The organism is Streptomyces sp. MMCC 100 (genome assembly GCF_041538145.2).
In the GTDB taxonomy this organism is placed as follows: Bacteria; Actinomycetota; Actinomycetes; order Streptomycetales; family Streptomycetaceae; genus Streptomyces.
The window spans coordinates 4058739-4078734 of the sequence record NZ_JBGORK020000001.1 but is presented as its reverse complement, the minus strand read 5'-3'; the positions used below and the strand labels follow the sequence as shown (position 1 = coordinate 4078734).

At 72.2% G+C, this 19996-nt stretch carries 21 protein-coding genes and 2 pseudogenes; 11 read left to right on the top strand and 12 right to left on the bottom strand.

All coding sequences use genetic code 11. From position 1 onward, the window contains the following. Positions 1-6: 6 nt before the first annotated feature. Complete coding sequence (locus tag ABS735_RS18995; protein ID WP_373903229.1) at positions 7-1200, bottom strand: glycoside hydrolase family 64 protein; 1194 nt, start codon at positions 1198-1200, stop codon at positions 7-9. 266 nt (positions 1201-1466) lie between these two features. Here ABS735_RS18995 and ABS735_RS18990 point away from each other — a divergent pair, with 266 nt between their 5' ends. Then, complete coding sequence (locus ABS735_RS18990) at positions 1467-2576, top strand: glycoside hydrolase family 43 protein (RefSeq protein WP_373903230.1); 1110 nt, start codon at positions 1467-1469, stop codon at positions 2574-2576. Positions 2577-2607: 31 nt separating this feature from the next. On the opposite strand, the gene ABS735_RS18985 is transcribed toward ABS735_RS18990, so the two are convergent. Then, positions 2608-3081, bottom strand: coding sequence for a hypothetical protein (locus ABS735_RS18985; RefSeq protein WP_373903231.1), 474 nt, complete (start codon positions 3079-3081; stop codon positions 2608-2610). A gap of 273 nt (positions 3082-3354) precedes the next feature. Here ABS735_RS18985 and ABS735_RS18980 point away from each other — a divergent pair, with 273 nt between their 5' ends. After that, positions 3355-4230, top strand: a complete 876-nt coding sequence (locus tag ABS735_RS18980; protein WP_373903232.1) for a helix-turn-helix domain-containing protein — start codon at positions 3355-3357, stop codon at positions 4228-4230. A gap of 63 nt (positions 4231-4293) precedes the next feature. Further along, the gene (locus ABS735_RS18975) at positions 4294-5109 is read left to right on the top strand and encodes an SAM-dependent methyltransferase (RefSeq protein ID WP_373903233.1); all 816 of its coding nucleotides are present in this window, start codon (positions 4294-4296) and stop codon (positions 5107-5109) included. A gap of 79 nt (positions 5110-5188) precedes the next feature. Here ABS735_RS18975 and ABS735_RS18970 read toward each other — a convergent pair whose 3' ends face one another. Together ABS735_RS18970 and ABS735_RS18965 are read right to left on the bottom strand one after the other, a co-directional pair. After that, positions 5189-6838: a vWA domain-containing protein gene (locus ABS735_RS18970; RefSeq protein ID WP_373903234.1), complete on the bottom strand. Its 1650-nt coding sequence runs from the start codon at positions 6836-6838 to the stop codon at positions 5189-5191. A gap of 20 nt (positions 6839-6858) precedes the next feature. Next, positions 6859-8076, bottom strand: a complete 1218-nt coding sequence (locus ABS735_RS18965) for an AAA family ATPase (RefSeq protein ID WP_373903235.1) — start codon at positions 8074-8076, stop codon at positions 6859-6861. A gap of 136 nt (positions 8077-8212) precedes the next feature. Here ABS735_RS18965 and ABS735_RS18960 point away from each other — a divergent pair, with 136 nt between their 5' ends. After that, the gene (locus ABS735_RS18960) at positions 8213-10117 is read left to right on the top strand and encodes a glycoside hydrolase family 9 protein (RefSeq protein ID WP_373903236.1); all 1905 of its coding nucleotides are present in this window, start codon (positions 8213-8215) and stop codon (positions 10115-10117) included. Positions 10118-10150: 33 nt separating this feature from the next. Here ABS735_RS18960 and ABS735_RS18955 read toward each other — a convergent pair whose 3' ends face one another. Then, positions 10151-10723 (bottom strand): TetR/AcrR family transcriptional regulator, encoded by a 573-nt coding sequence (locus ABS735_RS18955; protein ID WP_373903237.1) that lies wholly within the window; start codon positions 10721-10723, stop codon positions 10151-10153. Positions 10724-10822: 99 nt separating this feature from the next. Next, complete coding sequence (locus tag ABS735_RS18950; protein WP_373903238.1) at positions 10823-11164, bottom strand: MerR family transcriptional regulator; 342 nt, start codon at positions 11162-11164, stop codon at positions 10823-10825. Between the two features lie 233 nt (positions 11165-11397). Between ABS735_RS18950 and ABS735_RS18945 the strand changes: the two genes are divergently transcribed. Then, positions 11398-12687, top strand: a complete 1290-nt coding sequence (locus ABS735_RS18945; protein ID WP_373903428.1) for a phosphatase PAP2 family protein — start codon at positions 11398-11400, stop codon at positions 12685-12687. Positions 12688-12701: 14 nt separating this feature from the next. Here the strand turns inward: ABS735_RS18945 and ABS735_RS18940 are convergent, their stop codons facing one another. From ABS735_RS18940 to ABS735_RS18930, 3 genes and pseudogenes are all read right to left on the bottom strand, one after another. Then, the gene (locus tag ABS735_RS18940; RefSeq protein WP_373903239.1) at positions 12702-13622 is read right to left on the bottom strand and encodes an SDR family oxidoreductase; all 921 of its coding nucleotides are present in this window, start codon (positions 13620-13622) and stop codon (positions 12702-12704) included. 147 nt (positions 13623-13769) lie between these two features. After that, complete coding sequence (locus tag ABS735_RS18935; RefSeq protein ID WP_373903240.1) at positions 13770-14519, bottom strand: hypothetical protein; 750 nt, start codon at positions 14517-14519, stop codon at positions 13770-13772. A 185-nt stretch (positions 14520-14704) separates the two neighbouring features. Then, positions 14705-14929 (bottom strand): annotated as a pseudogene (locus ABS735_RS18930) (NADPH-dependent FMN reductase); the annotation flags it as partial. A gap of 151 nt (positions 14930-15080) precedes the next feature. Between ABS735_RS18930 and ABS735_RS18925 the strand changes: the two are divergent. Beyond that, on the top strand, positions 15081-15392 hold the full coding sequence (locus ABS735_RS18925) for a hypothetical protein (protein ID WP_373903440.1): 312 nt from the start codon (positions 15081-15083) through the stop codon (positions 15390-15392). Between the two features lie 31 nt (positions 15393-15423). After that, positions 15424-15640 (top strand): annotated as a pseudogene (locus ABS735_RS18920) (cupin domain-containing protein); the annotation flags it as partial. Between the two features lie 41 nt (positions 15641-15681). Here ABS735_RS18920 and ABS735_RS18915 read toward each other — a convergent pair. Beyond that, entirely contained in the window at positions 15682-16422 is a 741-nt protein-coding gene (locus ABS735_RS18915; protein ID WP_373903242.1) for an esterase/lipase family protein, read from the bottom strand. A gap of 77 nt (positions 16423-16499) precedes the next feature. Further along, positions 16500-16844, bottom strand: coding sequence for a hypothetical protein (locus tag ABS735_RS18910; protein ID WP_373903244.1), 345 nt, complete (start codon positions 16842-16844; stop codon positions 16500-16502). Between the two features lie 124 nt (positions 16845-16968). Here ABS735_RS18910 and ABS735_RS18905 point away from each other — a divergent pair, with 124 nt between their 5' ends. Both ABS735_RS18905 and ABS735_RS18900 read left to right on the top strand, forming a co-directional pair. Next, the gene (locus tag ABS735_RS18905; RefSeq protein WP_373903245.1) at positions 16969-17172 is read left to right on the top strand and encodes a hypothetical protein; all 204 of its coding nucleotides are present in this window, start codon (positions 16969-16971) and stop codon (positions 17170-17172) included. Positions 17173-17388: 216 nt separating this feature from the next. Continuing rightward, positions 17389-17607: a hypothetical protein gene (locus ABS735_RS18900; RefSeq protein ID WP_373903246.1), complete on the top strand. Its 219-nt coding sequence runs from the start codon at positions 17389-17391 to the stop codon at positions 17605-17607. Here ABS735_RS18900 and ABS735_RS18895 read toward each other — a convergent pair. Further along, positions 17604-18560, bottom strand: coding sequence for a LysR family transcriptional regulator (locus tag ABS735_RS18895; RefSeq protein WP_373903429.1), 957 nt, complete (start codon positions 18558-18560; stop codon positions 17604-17606). The two genes, ABS735_RS18900 and ABS735_RS18895, sit on opposite strands and share 4 nt — an antisense overlap. 104 nt (positions 18561-18664) lie before the next feature. Here ABS735_RS18895 and ABS735_RS18890 point away from each other — a divergent pair, with 104 nt between their 5' ends. Next, entirely contained in the window at positions 18665-19558 is an 894-nt protein-coding gene (locus ABS735_RS18890) for an NAD(P)H-binding protein (RefSeq protein WP_373903247.1), read from the top strand. Positions 19559-19596: 38 nt separating this feature from the next. After that, positions 19597-19962, top strand: coding sequence for a darcynin family protein (locus tag ABS735_RS18885; protein WP_373903248.1), 366 nt, complete (start codon positions 19597-19599; stop codon positions 19960-19962). Positions 19963-19996: the final 34 nt, after the last annotated feature.

The window sequence follows — 19996 nt, the reverse complement described above, 5'->3', positions numbered from 1 at the left end:
CCGGGGTCAGTCGAAGGACTCGAGCGTGATCGCCGCGTCCTTGGGGTCGCCGTCGTGCACCAGCGACTCGTGGTTGCCGACGTCGTCGAAGGCGAAGGCGTACGCCTGGCCGTCCTGCATCTGCCCGTGGACGAGGCGGGCGTAGTGGTTGGTGACGTCGTCCTGGTAGAAGCCGGAGTCGTCGGCGTCGGGCTGCTCGGAGTTGGTGAGCAGCGTGGAACGGTTGTACGCGGCGCACAGGGTCCGCGAGATGGGGCCGCGCACCTGGTCGTTGGGGGCGTCCAGCTTGTTGTAGCAGCCGAAGACCGAGTCGGAGTCCGGCTTCTCGAAGGAGGTCACCACCGCGCCGCTGCCGTCGGTGAAGTCCATCTTGTCGCCGTTGACCTTGCCGTAGAACTTCGTGTCCGGCTGCTCCTTGAACGGCGTCACCGTCAGCGTGTCGGTGGCGTACTTGCTCCAGACACGGTTGATGTAGTCGTCCATCACGTCGGCGGGTATGTCGCCGGAGCCGATGCCGTGCCCGGGAGCCAGGACGCGCAGCGGCGAGCCGTCGCTCCTGGTCTGGACCAGTCCTTCCCAGCCGCCGCCCTGCTGAGTGAGACCGTCGGCGACCGCCTTGTACCCGCCGGGCTTCAGCGACCCCGTCTGCTTCGTGGATCCGTCACCCGCGGTCAGGCCGACCGAGTAGGGGGCCGAGAACATGTCCACCTGGGTCGAGTTGATCCACAGCCCGGAGTCGTTGAGCGTGTACTCGGTCCAGTTGAACAGCGTGTCGTGATTGGGGTCGTCGGCGTTCTGGACGGCGGGCTGCACGAGGCCGCCCTCGGCGAGCCGGAAGTCGAGCTTCTTGCCGTACGAGAAGTAGACCCGCCCCGAGAACTTCGGAAGCCGAACGGTCTTTGACCCGCCGTTTGCGGGGCCGGCGAACGAGGCGTCGGGGGCCGGGACCGGCGGGGCGCCACCGCCCGGCCAGGCGTGGAAGGCGCCGCTCTCGTCGGCGTACCCCTGCTGCCCGGAAGCGAGTTCGGTGCCGATCACGTACACGTAGACCTGTTCGGCGCTGCCCGAGTCGTTCTTCAGGGTGAGCGGGATGGTGTCCGGTACCGCCGAAGCCGGTTCGGCCGGCCCGACGACGACGGCGACGGCGCCGATCGACGCCGCGACGGCCAGGGACGCCGTCAGCTTGCGTGGGGAAAGCACACGGTCCTCCTTGGTGTGGGGGACTTGCAGCGTTGTAGCCCTTCCCTGGACATGTCAACTAGTTGAACGAAATCAATCGGAAGCAGGGCCTCCAGGTTCGGAAGGTGAAGCGGGACATGGCCACGCACTTCCGGCTTCCGGGTCCGTGCGTGGTGGAGCAGTCGCGACGCGTTTATTGACATGTCCGCCACTGATTACGATCCTGGACCTGCCTACTTCCATCGTTGTACATCACGGTCCGTCACGGCCTTTGGAAGCGGAGGGACATGCCGCCCCTGTCTGGAAGCCCGGCGAACGGGACCCGGAAGATCTCCCGCCGCCTGCGCGGCGTCGTCGCCGCCCTGCTGTCCGGCGTCCTCGCCGTCCTCCTGCTCCTGATGTCCTTTGCCGGGCCCGCGCAGGCGGACCAGACCGGTCTGCGGGCCGCCGACCCGAGCGTGATCCGAGTCGGCGGCACTTACGTCTCGGTGCAGTCCACCGGGGGTGGCATCGCCGTGCGCCAGGCCGCGTCCACGGCCGCGCTGGCGGCGGCGCCCGCCCGGCAGGTCTGGACGGACACCAGCGGCCGCGGCGAGGTGTGGGCCCCCGAGATCGTGCGGGACGGCGGCCGCTACTACATCTACTTCTCGGCCGGCCGCGGGGCGGCCCACCGGATGTACGTGATCAGCTCCGCCGCCGCGGACAGCGGGTACACGGCCGAGACCAAGCTGGCGCTGCCCGACGACAAGTGGGCCATCGACGGCACCCTGTTCACCTTCGAGGGGCAGCGGTGGTTCGTCTGGTCCGGCTGGGCAGGCGACACCAACGTCGAACAGAACCTCTACATCGCGCGGATGAGCAGTCCGACCGCACCGACCGGCGCCCGGTACGTCATCTCGCAGCCCCGCGAGAGCTGGGAGCGGGTGGTCGGCAACCCGTTCATCAACGAGGGCCCCGAGCCGATCAAGGACCCGAACGGGCAGCTGCACATCGCCTATTCCGCCAACGGCAGCTGGAGCGACCAGTACTGCCTGGCCGACCTGAGACTGCGGGCCGGCGGCGATCCGACGTACGTGTGGGACTGGTACAAGTCCAACGGCTGCCTCTTCGGCTCGCACCGCGCCACGATGATGGCCGGCTGGGACCCCACCCTGTACGTCGACGGGCCCGGCCACCACAGCTTCGTCCTGCTCGACGGCGACATCGCCACGAGCCCGCCCGCCGGACCCAGGTTTCCCTTGATGTTCCACGCCGTCGCGAAGGGAACGCCGTACTCGTGGGAGAACCGGTACTGGTACACCGGCACCTTCTGCTGGTGGGGCGGGACCACCTACAGTCGCGCCAACGTCCCCGGCCCCACCAGCGACACCGGGTGGAGCCTCAAGTTCTTCGAGTAGGGCCGTCGCGACGGCCGGGGCGCGCGATCCGTCAGGGAGCCAGGGACCACCGCGGTGGCACACCGGCGAGCCGGCAGACGAGGAAGTACAGCGGGATGGGCGCGGTGTAGGGCGAGTCGCCGTCGGGGCCGTGGACCAGGCGTGGACCGGCCGGCCGGTCCACGGGCCGTGGCCGTGTCCAGGAAGGGTCGCCGACGACGTAGTGGGTGCCGGACGGCCACGCGATCCCGATGTCCGAGCCGGACGGGACGATCCACCACCAGCGGCCCCCGTCGGCGAACACACAGCCCGCGCGGGGCAGGCGGGCCAGGATGCGTTCCCCGTGGGACGCGGAGGTGCCCACGGCGTCGTGTCCCAGCCCGGAGTGCAGTCCGGCGGGAAGGCGGAGCGAGGCGGGGCCGGGGCTGCGGCGGCGGGGCGGGCGGGCGGCGGCGCCGGACGGGCAGGAGCGGTCGCGGACGGCGGCCGCGGACGGACGTGGATCACGGGCGTGCTGCAGGTTCATGGGGGGTGTGTCCTTTGGCCGCGACGGACGGCAGGAGAACGTTGTCATGCGCGACCGACCCGTGAGGCGGGGAGGTGTCCGCAACAGGACGGTCCTGGTCATCGGTCGAGAAGCGCAGGGGGCGGTGGAGTCACTGTGTCACCTGTCAACAACCATGCGCAACCGCCAAGTTGAAAATTGCAGCTGCCTGGATGCATGCTCCTGCGACGGGACGACGCCCGTGACAGACTCGTGTTTCCGGTCCCGGACGCGGGACGGTGAAAGGGAGACGGTGTGACCGCGGAGACCGACTGGGGCGGCGCCCCCTCCGTGCTGCGGATGATCCTCGGCAGGCAGTTGGAGGAGCTGCGCACCCGCGCCGGTCTCACGTTCGAGCAGGCCGGTGAGGCGATCGGGGTGAGCCACTCCACGATCCGTCGGCTCGAGGCGGCGAAGGTGGCCCGGCTGCGCCTTCCAGACGTGGAGAAGCTGCTCCAGATCTACGGTGTCCGCGACCAGCAGGAGATCGACACCTTCCTGAAGTCGGCGCGGGAGGCGAACAAGCGGGGCTGGTGGCACACCTACCGCGACGTCATGCCGGACTGGTTCGCGGCGTACCTGAGCCTGGAGCAGGCGGCCCTGCACATCCGCGCCTACGAGTCCGGGTTCGTGCACGGCCTGCTGCAGACCCCGGCCTACGCGCGGGCCCTGCTGAGCGCCGGCAACCCGCACGCCTCCTCCGTGGCCACCGAGCGGCGGGTGGCCCTGCGTATGCGACGCCAGGAGATCCTCACCCGTGCCTCCCCGCCCCGGCTGTGGGTCGTGATGGACGAAACGGTCCTGCGCTGGCCCGTCGGCGGCGCCGAGGTGATGCGACAGCAGGTGGACCATCTGATCGAGGTGGGCAGGCTCCCCAACGTGACGCTCCAGATCATGCCCTTCGCGAGCGGTCCGCACCCGGCCATGCGCGCCGGCGCGTTCGACCTCTTCCGCTTCCGGGCTCCCGAACTCCCCGACATCGTCTACCTCGGAGGACTCGTGGGCGCCGTCTACCTGGACAAGGGCGACGACGTGGTGGTCTACCGCGAGGCCCTGGACCGCCTGGGCGCCCAGGCGGTGCCGGCCCGGGGCACCGAGGAACTCCTCGGCGCGCTCCGCAAGGAGCTGTGAGGACCCGGAGTTCACCACCGAGAGTTCACTCGTACCGCACAACCCGACCGAGAGGGGCGAACGTTGTCCGACAGCGGATGGCCGGCCGACCGAATCGACACCGAGCACGCGCACTCGGCCCGCATCTACGACTACATCCTGGGAGGGAAGGACTACTACCCGGCCGACCGCGAGGCGGGTGACGCGATGGCCCGGGAATGGCCGGCCCTGCCCGTCCACATGCGCGCCAACCGGGACTGGATGAACCGCGCGGTGCGATGGCTGGCCGAGGAGGCGGGAATCCGCCAGTTCCTCGACATCGGCACCGGCATCCCCACCTCGCCCAACCTGCACGAGATAGCGCAGTCGGTGGCCCCCCAGTCGCGGGTGGTCTACGTGGACAACGACCCGATCGTCCTGACCCTGTCCCAGGGCCTGCTGTCCAGTACCCCCGAGGGCCGCACGACGTACATCGAGGCCGACTTCCAGCGCCCGGAAGCCGTCCTCGCATCCGACGAGTTCCGCAAGACGCTGGACCTGAGCAGGCCCGTCGCGCTCACCGTCATCGCGATCGTCCACTTCGTCCTGGACGAGGACGACGCGGTCGGCATCGTCCGCCGCCTCCTGGAGCCCCTGCCCGCGGGAAGCTATCTGGCCATGACCATCGGCACCGCCGAGTTCGCCCCCGAGGAGGTGGGCCGGGTCGCACGCGAGTACGCGGCGCGCGGCATGCCGATGCGGCTGCGGACCATCGACGAGGCCCACGAGTTCTTCGAGGGTTTGGACCTGGCCGAACCCGGCATCGTCCAGGTGCACAAGTGGCATCCGGACGGCACGGGCGAGCAGGGCATCCGGGACGAGGACATCGCGATGTACGGGGCGGTGGCCCGCAAGCCGTAACGGCTCGCATGCAGGTGGTCCGCAAGCAGTAGTGGTCCGCAAGCAGTGGCGGGCCGCGCGGAGGGCCTCGGGCCGCGGGTCAGATCACGCGGAACAGGTCCGCCGCGGCGTGGACGTCGGTGAAGTCCTCGACGGAACGGAGGTTGTCGCACAGGGCCTCGAGGACCGAGCCGGCCGCCGCGACGCGCGGCGCGCCGATGCCCACGCCGAAGACCCGGAAGCCCAGCCGGCGCTTGGCCTCGTTCCAGCCGCGCATCCACTCCTCGGTGACGCCGCAGTCGTCGTCGGTGAGCATCACGATGTCCCCGCGCGTGCGGGCGGCGTCGTTGAACTCCTCCTCGAGCAGTTCGCCCGCCGCGGTCAGGGGCCGCTGGTAACTGGTGCCGCCGCCGAGGAACGTCTCCGCGAAGTCGAGGGTGCGGGCGAGACCGGCGGGCCGGTCGGCGGGGAAGCGGAAGACCCGGAGCTTGTCGGCGGCGGAGAACACGATGCCGACGAAGTCACGCCCCGCGTGTCGGGCCTGGTCCAGCAGCGCCAGCGCGCACGCCTTCGCCCACGCCTCCCGGGTGATGCCGCCGGGCCCCGCCTCGTACATGGAGTGCGAGGTGTCCACGCAGGCGATGACGGCGCCCCGGCCGGTGGCCTGTTCCCCCTGGCTGTCGTAGAGCATCAGCTCCCCGGCGGCGTAGCGCGCGGCGAACACGGCCCGAAGTTCGGGCAGTCCGAGATTCGCCAGCTCGGACGGGATGACCCGGGAGAGGTCGTCGCCGAGCGTGACCCCGATCAGCTCTCCGGTGGCGTTCTCCACCTTGCGGGCCCGCTCACCGTCGGCCATCTGCCGGAAACGGCCGATCAGTTCGGCCCACTCGGCGAGCCGTCCGGTGCGCAGCCGCTCGGCCAGCCGGGCGCGTTCGTCGAAGGGCATCCGCTCCAGCTCACCGGAACCGACGCCCCAGGCCCGCATCAGCGCGGCCTCCGCCCGTGCGGCCGCCGCCGACTTCGCCGCCGCGTTGTGCGCGGCGGCACGGACGCCGGGGACCGCCACCGCGAGGGCCTGACCGGCTGCGTCCGCGGCCTGTCTCGCGGCGGCCTCCGCGTGCTCGACCGCCTGTCGTACGGTGTCGGCGGCCGGTCCCGGCACGGTGCCGTCCTCGTCGGCCTCGTCGGCGGCCTGCCGCAGCGCCTCGGCCACGGCGGTCGCCGCGTCCCCGGCGTCCTGCCGCGCCCGGCCCGCCCGCTCGTCCCGGTCCCGGGCGGGCCGGGCGTCGTCCAGCATCCGGCGCAGCGCGGTGCCCTGGGCGAGCACGGCCATGGCTGCGGCGTACGGGTCGCCGACCGTCTCCCGGTGCAGCTCGGCGAAGTCCGGCGACTCCAGCAGCGCGGCGACGATACGGTGGTTGACCAGCCGGGAGTGCTCCATCTCGGCGGGCTCGCGCAGGCGCGGGGCGGCCTTGTAGGCGGCCAGGAAGACGTCGGTGAGGAGGTCGGCGGTGTGCGCGTGGAGCTCGCCCAGTTCGCCGGCCAGCTCGCGCAGCGCGGCGGACTGCTCGTAGGTGTCGTGCCAGGCGATGCGGTCGAAACGGTCGGCGACCACGGCCCCGGTGTGCCGTGCGGGGGCGGCGGCGGCCGACAGGGCCAGCCACTTCCCGGCCCGGTCCGCCAGCTCGTCGAGCCGGCTCGCCGCCCCGTCCGTGGTCGAGTCCGAGTGCGCTTCCGCGTCGTCGTCCATGGTGCCGTCCGCTCCTGTGCTCAGAGCTGGGCCTGCACCGTGCTCGCGTCCACGCCGAGTGCCTCGGTGAGCACACGGGCGCGGACGGCGCGCTGGCGGCGGGTGACCCGGTCGATGGCGGTGGTGGAGCGGCCGGCGCCCACCGCCTCCTCGCGCAGCCTCTCCAGCCGCTTGGCCGCCGTGGCCAGCTGGTTGTGGGCCTTCTTGATGACCCACTCGCTCAGCGCCTCGCGGGACTGCCCGGCCATCGCGTCGAGCTGGGTCTCCAGCTCCTCGATGGTGTCGGCGAGGTCGAGGGCCTCCTTGGCGTCCGGGTTGACCAGGTGCAGCACCTCGCGTTCGACGGTCGGGCGCTCGGCGGGGGAGTCCCACAGCACGTGGGTCAGCACCGACAGATCGCTCTCCGCGACCGAGGGGCGGCCGTCGAGGTACGCGGACGCCTGGAGCAGGCCCACCGCCTGCCGCCAGCGGCGGTCGGAGGCGATCAGCTCCTTGCGGCGCAGGGCGGCCCGCAGCGTGCACACCGCGTCCACGATCCCGTCGGGCACCTCCACGGCGGGGACGGCCTCGGTCACGGCGTGCCGCAGCGCGGCCAGATCCACGGTGGTCCGCTCAGGCGTTGCCGGGCGGCTGACGGCGGAGCGGACCAGGGCGGCGAAGTTCGACGGATCTTCCAGGTACTTGACCTCGACCCGCACCAGCAGCCGGTCGTAGATCGCGGCCGAGTCCTCGCCGTCGGGCAGCTCGTTGCTCGCCGTGATGGCCCCGATGAGGGGGCAGCGGACGGGCTCGCCGCCGCTCTCGGGGTGGTAGATCCGTTCGTTGAGGTAGCCCAGCGTCTCGTTGAGCGCCGCCGTGGAACACTTGAAGATCTCGTCGATGAACGCGACGTGCGCGGTCGTGGCGCGCCCTTCGTAGACCTGGCGGTACTCCCCGCGCGCCAGCGCGGCGACGTCGATGGGCCCGAACATCCTCGTCGGCGCGGTGAACTTGGACAGCAGGATCTCCCAGTAGGACGCCCCCACGATCCTGCCCGTCAGTTCCCGGGCCAGCTCGGACTTCGCCGTTCCCGGCGGGCCGAGCACCAGCGAGTGCTGACCGGCCAGCAGTGCCACCAGCAGCGTCCGCACGACGTCGGCCCGCTCGTAGAAGCGGTCCGACAACTCGTCACCGATCGCCCGGAGCCGCTCGGCCGTGTCCTGTGCGGCCGGTGCCTCCTGCGGGTCCTGTGGGCCCATGGCCGACTCCTCCTGTGACGGTCCGGGTGGGCTGGCGGATCAGAGCCTATCCCGCACAAACGTCCACTTCGTCGCCCCGCCCCCGGTCGGCACCTCGGCCCGCGCCACGGTGGTGCCATCGACCAGACTGTCCCCCATGAACCACTTTTTCTCGCCGTCGGCCCGCACCGTGGCGGCCGTGACCGCTTCCGTCCTGGCGGCCTGCTGCGTCACCGCGTGCTCCGAGGACCGGGACGAGGCGCCGGCGGCCATCCGCGTCAACCAGGTCGGGTACGTGGCCGGCGAGAAGAAGTTCGCCTACGTCATGGGGGGCCGGGACACGCTGGCCGACGCCGGGTTCGAGGTCCTGGACGAGCGCGGCGACACGGCCGAGCACGGCAGCCTCGGCCCCTCCCTCGGCGGCTGGAACGACACGTACACCGCCGTGCGCACCATCGACCTCTCGTCGCTCGACCGCACCGGCACCTATCGGCTGCGCCTGGTCGGCGCGGACGCCGGCCCGGAGACCCGCTTCCGCGTGGCACCGGCCCGGCAGTTGCTGGATCCGCTGCGCGCGGACACCGTGCGGTTCTTCGGCACCCAGCGGGACGGCGAGGACGTACTGGCCGACGCGACCGGGCGGGAGCCCTCGCACCTGACCGACGAGCAGGCCCGCGTCTACGAGCCTCCACGCACCGGCCCGGCGGACGACGGGGCGACGGCCGGTCCGGAACCGGCCGAGGCCGGCGATCCCGTGGACGTCTCGGGCGGGTGGTTCGACGCGGGCGACTTCCTGAAGTTCACGCACACGGCGTCCTACGTGGTCGCACAGATGCTGAGCACCGTCCGCGACACACCGTCGGTGCCCGGGCTGCGGGAGGAGGCACGGCACGGACTGCGCTGGCTGGACAGGATGTGGGACGGGGAGACGGGCACGCTCTACGCACAGGTGGGGCTCGGGTCCGGCGGCAAGGAGGCCCGCGGCGACCACGACGTGTGGCGGCTGCCGGAGGAGGACGACCGGCTCACCGTGCGACCGGGGGAACCGGACTACCTGATCAAGTACCGGCCCGTCTTCCGCGCCAACGAACCCGGGGAGCCCATCAGCCCGAACCTCGCGGGCCGGGTGAGCGCCGCCTTCGCCCTCGCCGCGCAGACCGAGGCCGAGGACGATCCGGCACAGGCCCGCGAGTGGCTGGACAAGGCGGCCGCCGTCTACGCGCAGGCGGACACCCGGCCGGACCAGGGAGCCCTGGTCACCACCATCCCCGCGGACTACTACCAGGAGCACTCCTGGCGCGACGACATGGAGTGGGCGGCCGTCGAACTCTCCCGCGGCGCGGACGCGCTGGGTGACGCACGCCGCTCGCGCTGGAGCGGCGAGGCGGCCACCTGGGCCCGCGCGGCCCTGCGGGAGGAGCGCGGCGCCACCCTGGGCCCCGCCGACGTCAGCGCCCTCGCCCACGCCGACGTGCTCACCGCGGCGGACCCCGACGCGGGCCTCGCGACCGAGCTGAAGGCGGAGCTGGGGCGGCAGGTGGAGACGGGGAGGGAGCGGGCGGCCGGGGATCCCTTCCGGTCGGGCGTCGTCCCCAGTGACTTCGACGCGGTGCCGAACACCTTCGGCCTGCTCGCGACCGCCGAACTGTACGCCCGCGTCACCGGCGACCACCGGTACGACGACTTCGCCGCGCAGCAACTGGCGTGGGTCTTCGGGGCCAACGCCTGGGGCACCAGTTTCGTCGTGGGCGCGGGCGACCTCTACCCGCACTGTCTCCAGCACCAGGTCGCCAACCTGGCCATGAGCCGTACCGGCCGCGGCGACATCCTGCGCGGCGCCGTCGTCAACGGTCCGAACGACGCGGACCTGCTGAAGGAGCCGGACACCTTCGACGGCGGCCGGCCCTGCTCCTTCGCACCGGACGGCAGGCCGTGGTCGGAGTTCGACGGCCACGGCGCCGGGTACGTCGACGACGTGCGGGCCTGGCAGACGGTGGAGCCGGCGGACGACTTCACGTCGACGGCCCTGTACGCGCTCTCCCTCGCCACGACGAGGTCCTGACGCGAAGGACCCGCGTCGGTGCCCGGGGGCAGGTCAGGAACTGGTCGGCCAGGTCCGCAGCAGGGCGTCCAGCGCGTTGAGGATCTCCGTCCAGCTCTCCTGGGAGTCGGGGGCACTGTGACTGAAGCCCCCCGCGGTCTCCAGGCCGACGTAACCACTGAAGACGCTGCCCAACAGCCGCACGGCATGCGTCTGGTGGGGTTCCGTCAGGTGGTATCCGCGCAGGATCGCCCGCGACATCCGGGAGTGCCGCACCCCGGCGCTGGAGGCCGCCGCCTCCGCGTCGAGGGGGAACTGCGTGGCGGCGAAGCGGCCCGGGTGTTCGAGGGCGTAGTCGCGGTAGACGTTCGCGAACGCGGTCAGCGCGTCCTTGCCGGCGCGGCCGGCCACCGCCTCGGAGGCCAGGTCGGCCAGCTCCTCCAGGGCGAACAGCGCGATCCCGGTCTTGAGGTCGTGGGCGTTCTTCACGTGCGAGTACAGGCTCGCCGTCCGGACGCCGAACCGCCGGGCCAGCTCCGTCGGAGTGGTGCGCTCGAAGCCGATCTCGTCGGCCACCTCGGCCCCGGCCCTGATCAGACCCTCGGTCGTCAGTCCTGCCCGAGCCACAGCCGCCCTCCACTTCGGTCACCCGCCAGCCGCGGACGATTATGAGCTTGCCTAACACGATTAGGCAAGCCGCGACCCGGCGATCGCGGCGGCCGAGCGTCAGCCGGGGGTTCCGGCGCGCCGGGTCTCCCGGTATCCGCGTGCCGCGGTCATCAGGTCGTTGAGCGCGTCCCTGGTGCGGACGAGGTCGTCGATGTGCTCGCAGAGCCGGTCGCGCTCCCGCGCCATGCGCTCCAGCGCGGCGTCGGAATTGTCCTCGCCGGGCGAGTCGACGCACGGCAGGAGTTCCGCGATGGTGCGGCTGGAGAGGCCCGCGGTGTCGAGGCCACCGCGGACGAGGGCCTGCTGGTCGGCCTGCGCCGCGTCCGGCCGGGCGCGCTCGTCATGAACCCGGTGCTCCCGATGGGTCCCGAGCAGACCGGTCGCGAGGACGCCGATCACTGGCTCGGGCTCGGAGCGGACACCTGCCCGGCGTACCAGCTCACGGCCTGACGGAGGCCCGGGGGTCGGCACAGCGGTGCCGTTAGCATGTTCGAACTCGTGACGATCCGTACGAGCGACCTATGTGTCCGACCCCTAGCAAACGGGCCAAACAATTGAAAACCATACCAACACGAATACCCACGCGAAGAGACCGCGGCCCCTTGTTCGCCGCCTGGCGTCGGCCGCGGGCCCTGCTGTGGACCGCGGGCGGTGTGGTGACCCTCGGTTTCCTCGTCGCGCTGGAATTCGCCGCGCGCCACTACGGCGTGCGGGGCCCGATCACCGAGCAGGCGCGAGAAGTGATCTTCGCGCCCGACTCGGGGCCGCTGCTGTACGCCGGCCTCGCCCTGACGATGGTGGTGCTGACCTGGCGGCAGCGCCTGGTCGCGGCCGGTGCCGCGATCGGCATCGACGTCGTCTTCTGGCTGGTGCGCTGGGCGGTCGGCGCCGACATGAACTTCGGCAACGGCGCGCTGTGGGTGGTCCTGGGCTGTGCGGTCGTCGCCGTGACGCGCCGCAGGGGCGGCGAGCGTGCCCTGTTGCTCAAGGGCGTCGGACTGGGTCTGCTGCTCGTGGCCGGACACAAGACGGGCGACACCTGGCTGCTCATCACCTCGGAGACCCGCAAGGCGGTCCTCGACCCGTACGTGGCCACCGCCGACCAGGCGCTGGGCAACCCCTCGTGGCTGGTCGGCCGGTTCGTCGACGCCACCGAACCGGTCGGCGGTCACGTACTCCACCTCGTCTACGGCCAGCTGCCCCTGGCCGCCGCCCTCGTCGGGCTGTACCAGCTGCGGCACGTGGCGGTCGAGCGCCGGTTCCCGAGCCACCACCTCGTGCGCACCTTCCTCGTCATCGGCCTGCTCGGACCCGCCGTCTACATGATCTTCCCGGTCGTCGGACCGGTCTTCGCCTACGGCGCCGACGGCGGCCAGTGGGCGGTGGCCCACCTGTGGCCGGACACCCCGCCGCCGGCCGGCGCACCGCACGCGATGCCGTTCGACGACATCACTCCGCGCAACTGCATGCCCAGCCTGCACACGGCCTGGGCCACGACGCTGTTCATCCACTCCCGCAGGGGCTCACGGACCATGCGGTTCGCGGGCACGTTCTGGCTCGTCGCCACCCTCACCGCGACCCTCGGCTTCGGCTACCACTACGGCGCCGACCTCATCGCCGGCGTGGTGTTCGCGCTCACGGTCGAGGCCGCGATGCGCGCGTTCGCCCGGGGCTGGGACCGCGCGGCCGCCCGGCTGGTCGCCTACGGCACGACGGTGTTCGCCGTGCTGCTGGTGTCGTACCGGTACCTGCCGGCCGAGATGGCCGAGCACCCGTGGGCCGCCGGGCCGCTGCTCGTCCTCGCGACGGCCTCCGTGATCCTCGGGTACGTGCGGACCACCAGGCTGTGGGAGGCGGAAGTCCCGCCGGTGCGGCAGCCGGAACCGCCGCGCCCCGCGGAACCGCAGCCCGAACTGGTCTGAAGCCCGGGCCGGGGCTACTTGAAGTAGTGGCCCTGCTCGAGATCCTCGACGAGCCCCGGCTGGACGGGCTCCCACCCCAGCAGCTCTCGGGTCAGCACGCTGGACGCCGCGCGGTTGGCCGCGAGGGGGCCCGCCAGCCAGCCGAAGTGGGCGCCCGCTTCCGAGGCCGGGACCGACACCACCGGCAGGTCGAGCTGCCGGCCGATCACCTCGGCGAGGTCCCTCACCGGCAGGCCCTCCTCCGCCACGGCGTGCAGCGTCGAGCCCGCGGGAGCCTTCTCCAGCGCGAGGCGGAACAGACGCGCGGAGTCGAGGCGGTGCGCGGCCGACCAGCGGTTGGTGCCGTCCGCGATGTAGCCGGAGACTCCCCTCTCGCGAGCGATCCCGATGAGGGCGGGGACGAACCCGTTGTCCCCCTCGCCGTGATTGGTCGGGGCCAGCCGGACCACCGAGGAGCGGACGCCGCGGGCCGCGAGGGAGAGGGTCAGCTCGGCGGTGGCGGCCCGCACGTGCTGGGCGTCGCCCCGGGCGGCCGCGGCCGGGTCCGGGTCGTGGCCGTCGCGTTCGGTCGCCACGTGCCCGGGAATCGCGGGGGTCCCGGACGCGATCGTGAACGGCCGGTCGGACCCCGCGAGCGCCTCGCCGATCACCTCGACGGCCCGCCGGTCGGCCTCGCCGGCGCCCTTGAAGTCCCCCGAGAACGCGATGTCGTGCTTGAAGGCCAGGTGGACGACCCCGTCCGAGTCGGCGGCGGCACCGCTCAGGACGTCGAGGTCGTCCAGGGTGCCCCGGACCACTTCGGCCCCGGCCGCGGTCAGCGCCTCGGCCGAGGCGTCCGAGCGGGCGAGCCCCACGACCTGATGACCCGCCCCGATGAGTGCGGGAACGACGGCTGAGCCGATCCAGCCGGAGGCGCCGGTGACGAAAACACGCATGAGAACCCTCCAGGTATGTCCGTACATGGCGACTGCCGGTCCCACCGTGCGCGGGCACGAGCGACATGCGCAAGGCATCCGAACCGTCGATGACAGCCGCTGTCATCGACGGTAACATGCGATGTCAGTCCCTGCCGTCGTTCCTCGTCACCGAGCGTGCCGCGGTGCCGCGGGGCGCATCAGCCAGAGGTCGTCGCCCCAGGCGTCCAGCGTCGCCGCATGACCCGCCTCGCGCGCCACGGCCTCGACCCGGCCGAACAGCTCTCGCTGCACGTCCACGTCACCGGTCCCGGTGATCCGTCCGAGCGTGGCCAGCAGCTCGCGCGTGTCCCATCCGGGCAGCGGGAACCGGTCCAGTTCCCACGCCAGATACTTGTTGTAGGGGCGCGGACGACGATCGAGGGCGAACAGCAGCTCCAGCAGGAAGCCGAGGCTGTCCGCCGCGTCGAGCCGCGCGGCGAGCGGATGCCCGTCCCGGGCGTTCTTGAGCGACCGGTAGTGGGAGTTGGCGTAGGCGTCGAGCCGGGCGGCCGCCACTCGCGAGGCATCCGCGGCGCCGAGCCGTCCCTTGGCGGCCACCATCCTCGTGATGCGCCCGCCGAGCCGGTCCAGCAGCACCCGGGCCCGCGCGATCGCGTAGCGCTCCCAGTCGCCGAGCCGGCCGAACTCCGCCACCGTCACGACGACCAGGTCCAGCCGGGCGGAGCGGAAGCCGTCGAGGGCGGCCAGGCCGGTCTCCGCCTCGTCGGCGATCACGACGTACAGGTCGTGGTCGGAGTACCGGGTGGCCATGCCCTCGTGGGCGTGGGACCCCTTGAGGACGAGACCGACGACGCCGGGGTCGTCGGTGGCGCGGGCGACGAACGCCTCGTAGGACATCGGGTGCTGTGCGGACACGTGCGGACCTCCGGACTGCCTGACGGGGAACATGCCGAGCCGCCCTCGAAGTCCCGACGACCAGAGGGCGGTCACTCCGTCCGCGGCGGCCGGGGCCACCGCATCGCAGATCAACGCACGGTCCGGACGCTAGCAGCCGGTGCCGGCGGCCCGCGACGCGTTTGTCCGCCTCCTCGGCCCGGTGCTCACCCCGTCGACGCGAGGGCCGCCCTGCGCCCGCCCAGGGCCGTCGAGAACTGGTCCGTGACCTGGGCCAGGGCGTCGGCGGTGGGTGCGACGACCGTCGCTCCGTCGTCGTCGACGGTGATGTCCTTGTCCAGCGTGGACCAGCCGGGAACGATGTGCAGGGCCCCCATCGAGCTGAGCACGGGGCGCAACGCGTAGTCGATGGCCAGGACATGGGCCGTGGCGCAGCAGGGCCTCGTCCGGCGACAGCCGCGCAGTCGGGAACAGCGCCCCCGCGCACATCTCGCCGACCGCGGTCTCGTACGCCTCACAGGGACGCCGCCCCGGAACCACGCGGTGGCCGTCCGGCGCCCGGACCAGCACCGTCGGCAACGCGTGCCGGTAACCGCCGTCCTCGGTCTCCTTGGCGGCACCGGGGTGCGGCGAGCCGCCCGGCGCCGACCGCGCCTCGGGCACCGGCCGCCGCGCCTCGCTCCGGTCGGCCCGCACCCGCTCCCGTACGGCGTCGGACAGCGCGTCCGCGGACAGCCGGGCCAGGCCCAGGCCCGGGATCCCCCGTACCGCGGCGAGCGCCAGTTCATGGGTATCGGCCGGTTCGCCGAGGGCGAAGGGGCACAGCGGATCGGTGTACTCGACCACCTCCGTCGTCCCCGGCGCCGCCGCGGGCGCAACTCGCCCACGACGTGACTTCAGGAAGCGGAACGGAACCCGCTGCGAGGAGGCGATGGTCCTGGACGACTCGGGAGACCGTCCGGAGGAGGCACGGCTGCGCACCTCCCCCGGCGACTACGTCTTCGTCCCCCCCGTTCGTCTCGCACCGGGAGGAGAATCCCGACCCCGCCGACGAGGCGGTGGTCGTCATCGCCCGCAGTACGCAGAAGGCGATCGTGGTCAACCTGCCCGGTCTGTACGCGCTTCCGGTGGAGGAGGCCTGACCGGCGGGCCGATCCCCGGGGGACGACGACGGCCGGGCGGGTCAGGACGCCACGAAGCGGGCTGTCTGCCCCAGCACGACCGTGTCCGACAGGTAGCCGATGTGCGTCTGGCAGAGCACGTTGTTGTTGGTCGCGCCGCTCAGCCGCGTGCTGGTGTAGGGAAGGATGATGCCGTCGCACGCCGAGTACCAGGTGGCGTACTCGGTGCTCCCCGGCGTCTCGTCGCCCGACGTGATCTGAGCGATGAACGACGAGCCCGGATACATCTGCCGGCAGGTCGTGTAGATCAGGCACGCGCCCGCGTACGTCGTCCCGTGGTTCGCTCCGGCGATCGACGCGAGGTGGCTGACGCTGGAGTGACCGCCCAGCACCTTCAGGTAGTACTGGCTGACGAGACCGCCCATCGAGTGGTTGACGATCGCCACCTGGCTCGCGCCGGTCCGCGCCTTCACGTTGTCGACGAAGGAGGCGAGGCCCCGGGCGTTGGTGACGTTGTCGCCGTAGGAGTCGTACTCGTAGGCGAAGAGGTCGGAGCCGGACCAGCCGTTGAGCCGGAAGACACTCATCGCGGTGACCCAGTTGGACGCGCTGCCGGTGTAGCCGTGGACGAAGACGACCGGCGTGCTCGTGGACAGGGGCTGGACGGCGGAGCCGGCCGACCTGGCGGCGGCGGTGCTCGCGGGGGTGACCGCACCGGCCGTCGGCGCGGAGGAGAAGAGGCCGAACGCGACCGCGGCGGCCGCGAGAACACCGAGAAGCCGGCGTGGGGAACGACGACGCATGGAGCCCTCCAGGAGGGGAGTCGGGGTACCTGACCCGATCAGAGTCCTGGGGCGGGGCACCGGCGCCATCGGCAGAATCACCAGCGACGGAGAACGGGGCGTGCGCCGGTCGGCGCACGCCCCGCGGAAGCGAGGAACCGGGAGAGCGGTCCAGGGGCCCCACGTCCTCCTCGTCGGCGATCCGCGGATGGCCGGTGGTGCTCGGCGTCCACGGTGAACACCACGGCGGCCATGCGCCGTTCCCGGTAGTACCCGGTCATCTCGTCGATGGTGGGCTGCCGGTGGCCGTGTGCCTTGAAGTACGTCGCGGAGGCCCCGAAGAGCTCCGGGCTCCGCGCGCCGTGACCGGTCCGGGAGATCTCCGCGTGGGTGTGGACGTCGAGGGCGGTCAGGGCGCCGACGTCGATGACCGGGTCGCTCATGTCAGGCCTCCGGTGCCTTGGGAGCCGGGATGCCGTACGTCTCGGGCTCGGCCCCGACGCCGTCGTGCCACCGCTCGCCGATCGTGTCGGTGCTCCAGCCGCCGTCGGCGAAGGCGACTTCACGATGCCCGCGCTCGAGGCCGCCGGCATCCCGGTGCTCGAACTGCGCGCCGACAACATGGACGCGCGCAGCGCCGACGGCGACGCCCTCGCCCGCACCGTCGGTGACTGGCTCGGGCAGGCGTGTCCTCGCCGGTGGCTGATCCGGCGCCGTCCGTGCCGGCGGTGCTCTCCGGGGCGCCGGCCGCGCTGTTCGCCGGCTCGCTGACCAACACGATCGTCGGCATCGCCCTGCCGACGACCGCCGGTGAACCGGGCGGCCAGGACCAGGTGCCGGGGGTGGCGACCGCCGCGCTGCTCACCATGACCGTGGCGACGCCGCTGTGGGGCAAGGCCGCCGACCGCCAGGGGCCCAGGCTGCTGCTCCTCGCCGCGCTGGGGCCCTTCGTGGTGGGGCTCCCTCCTGGCCGGCTGCGCACTGCCGATGGGCGTGCTCATCGCGGGACGCGCGCTTCAAGGTGTCGGTGCGGGCGGCGTCCTCGCGCTCACCGATGCCCTCGTCGCAGGGCTGGTCCCGGCCCGCCGACGCGGGCTCTGCACCGCCTGGTTCGGCGTGGCCTTCGGCACCGCCTCCGTCGCCGGACCACTCGCCGAGTTCCGGGAGAGTGTCATGACCCGCCCGCCGCGCGGCTTCCCGCACTAGACCGACGGCCGGGCACGCAGGGCCCGGCGGACGGCACTCCGCAACCAGTGATGTGCTCCGTCCGAGGTGTGACGGGGGTGCCAGGCCATGCCGATGGCCACGGGCGGTAGCGGCAGCGGCACGTCGAGGAGGCGCAGGCCGAGGACGGACGCCTGCTCGGTCAGTGGCGAGGGGCCGGCGTCGGGCGGGGCGGTGGGGACCAGGGCGACCATGTCACTGCGGGCGGCGAGGCTCAACGCGGCCAGATGGCCCGGAAGGACCACGGCGACCCGGCGACCCAGGCCGTGCTCGGCGAGGGCGGCGTCGATGGGACCGGTGAACCGTCCGCGGCGACTGACCGCGACATGCTCGGCGGCGGCGAACCGGGCGGGGGTCAGGGGCTCCTCGGTGAGGGGGTGACCCGGCCGGACGGCCGCCATCATCCGCAGGGTGACCAGCTCCTCGACCCGGGTCTCCGGATCCACGTGATCGATGGCCCCGACCTCCAGGTCGACCCGGCCGTCGCGGAGGGCGGGCCCGGCCTCCAGTTCCTCGGCCCGAAACCGCAGTGACACCCCGGGCGCTTCCTGCCCGGCCAGGGTCAGCAGGCCGGCGGCGAGTGCCGCACCGACCAGGTCGGCGGCCTGGAGGGTGAGAGTGCCGCGCAGCGTGGCCGGGTCCACGTCGGCGGCCGGAGTCAGCAGCGCGCCGAGCCGGCGCACCACAGTGGCGGCCTCGTCCCGCAGGGCCAACGCCCTGGGAGTGGGCACCATGCTCTGTCCGGCCCTGACCAGAAGGGGGTCCTGGAGGATGCGGCGCAGGCGGCCCAGGGTGCGGCTCATGGCGGCGGGGGAGGTGTGCATGCGGGCCGCGGCGCGGGTGACGCTCTGCTCGGTGAGCAGGGCGTCGAGGGCGACGGCGAGGTTGGCGTCGATGACCGGTGCCTGGGGATCTGCGCTGTTCACCAGTGTTATTCCATTCCGGGCAATAATCCCTTGCTGAAGTTCCCATTGTGGCAACCCCTCGCGGGCTCGCAGGATCGAGGTCGTACCGATCCGGCACGATCCACGAGGTTTTCATGATCGTCATCACTGCTCCCACCGGGAACATCGGCCGCCACCTGCTGTCGCTGCTCCTGGAATCCGCTCCCGCCCACGGCGAGGAACTGCGCGTGATCGTGCGCGACCCCGCACGCCTCCCCGCCGCGGTGCGCGAGCGTGTCGAGGTGGTCGCCGGCTCGCACGGCGACGCCGCGGTGCTCGACCGGGCCTTCGACGGTGCCGACGCCGTCTTCTGGCTCGTCCCGCCGGACTCCTCCAAGACCCCGGACGACGCCTACCTCGGCTTCACCCGTCCCGCCGCGAACGCCCTCGTCGTGCACGGTGTCGGACACGTGGTCGGCGTCTCCGCGCTCGGCCGCGGCACCCCGGTCGCCGGGCGCGCCGGACTCGTCACCGCCTCGCTCGCCATGGACGACCTCATCGCGGGCACCGGTGTCGCCTACCGCGCCCTGGCCAACCCCTCGTTCTTCGAGAACCTCCTGGAGGAGGCCGACTCGATCCGCGAGAAGGGCGTCTTCAGCGACACCGTCGACGCCGACCGCAAGGCTCCCCTCGTGGCCGTCGCCGACATCGCCGCAGTGGCCGCCGGCCTGCTGCTGGACCGTTCCTGGAGCGGCAGCGACAGTGTCCCGGTCCTCGGCCCGCGGGACCTTTCCCCCAACGACCTGGCCCGCATCATGACCGAACAGCTCGGCCGCCCCGTCCGATACGAACGCCAGGCGCTCGACGACCTGCGCACCACCCTGGTCGGCTACGGCCTCGACAAGACGTTCGCCGACGGCGTCGTCGACATGAAGCGGGCCAAGGACGACGGCCTCGACGCCGGCGTCGCCCGAACCCCGCAGGCGGCCTCCCCGACCACCTTCGAGCACTGGGCCGCCCAGACCCTCAAGCCCGCCGTCCTCTCCTGAGGCATCACCCCAACCGACCCCCCGAACAGGAAGCAACCATGCCTGCAGCGACCACCGAAACCCCTGTCACCGCGTTCATGCTCGTCAAGACCACACCCGAGTGGCTCGCCATGACCGTCGAGGAGCGGGTGAACGCCTTCGCCACCGAGGTCGTCCCCGCCGTCAAGGCCAGGACCACCGGTGTCCGGTCACGCTTCTACGACACGGAGTTCTACTCCGCCCGCGTCACCGACGTCTGGGTCTGGGAGGCGGACGACCACCACGCCTACCAGCTCCTCGTCGACGCCCTGCGTGAAACCCCGTTCTGGGACCGCTACTTCGAGGTCGTCGACCTCCTCGTCGGCACCGAGAACGGATACGCCCGCACCTACGGCGTCGACGCGGTCACCACCATCTCCACCTGAGACCCGTCCCAGTCGGCCGTGACCCGGCGGTACC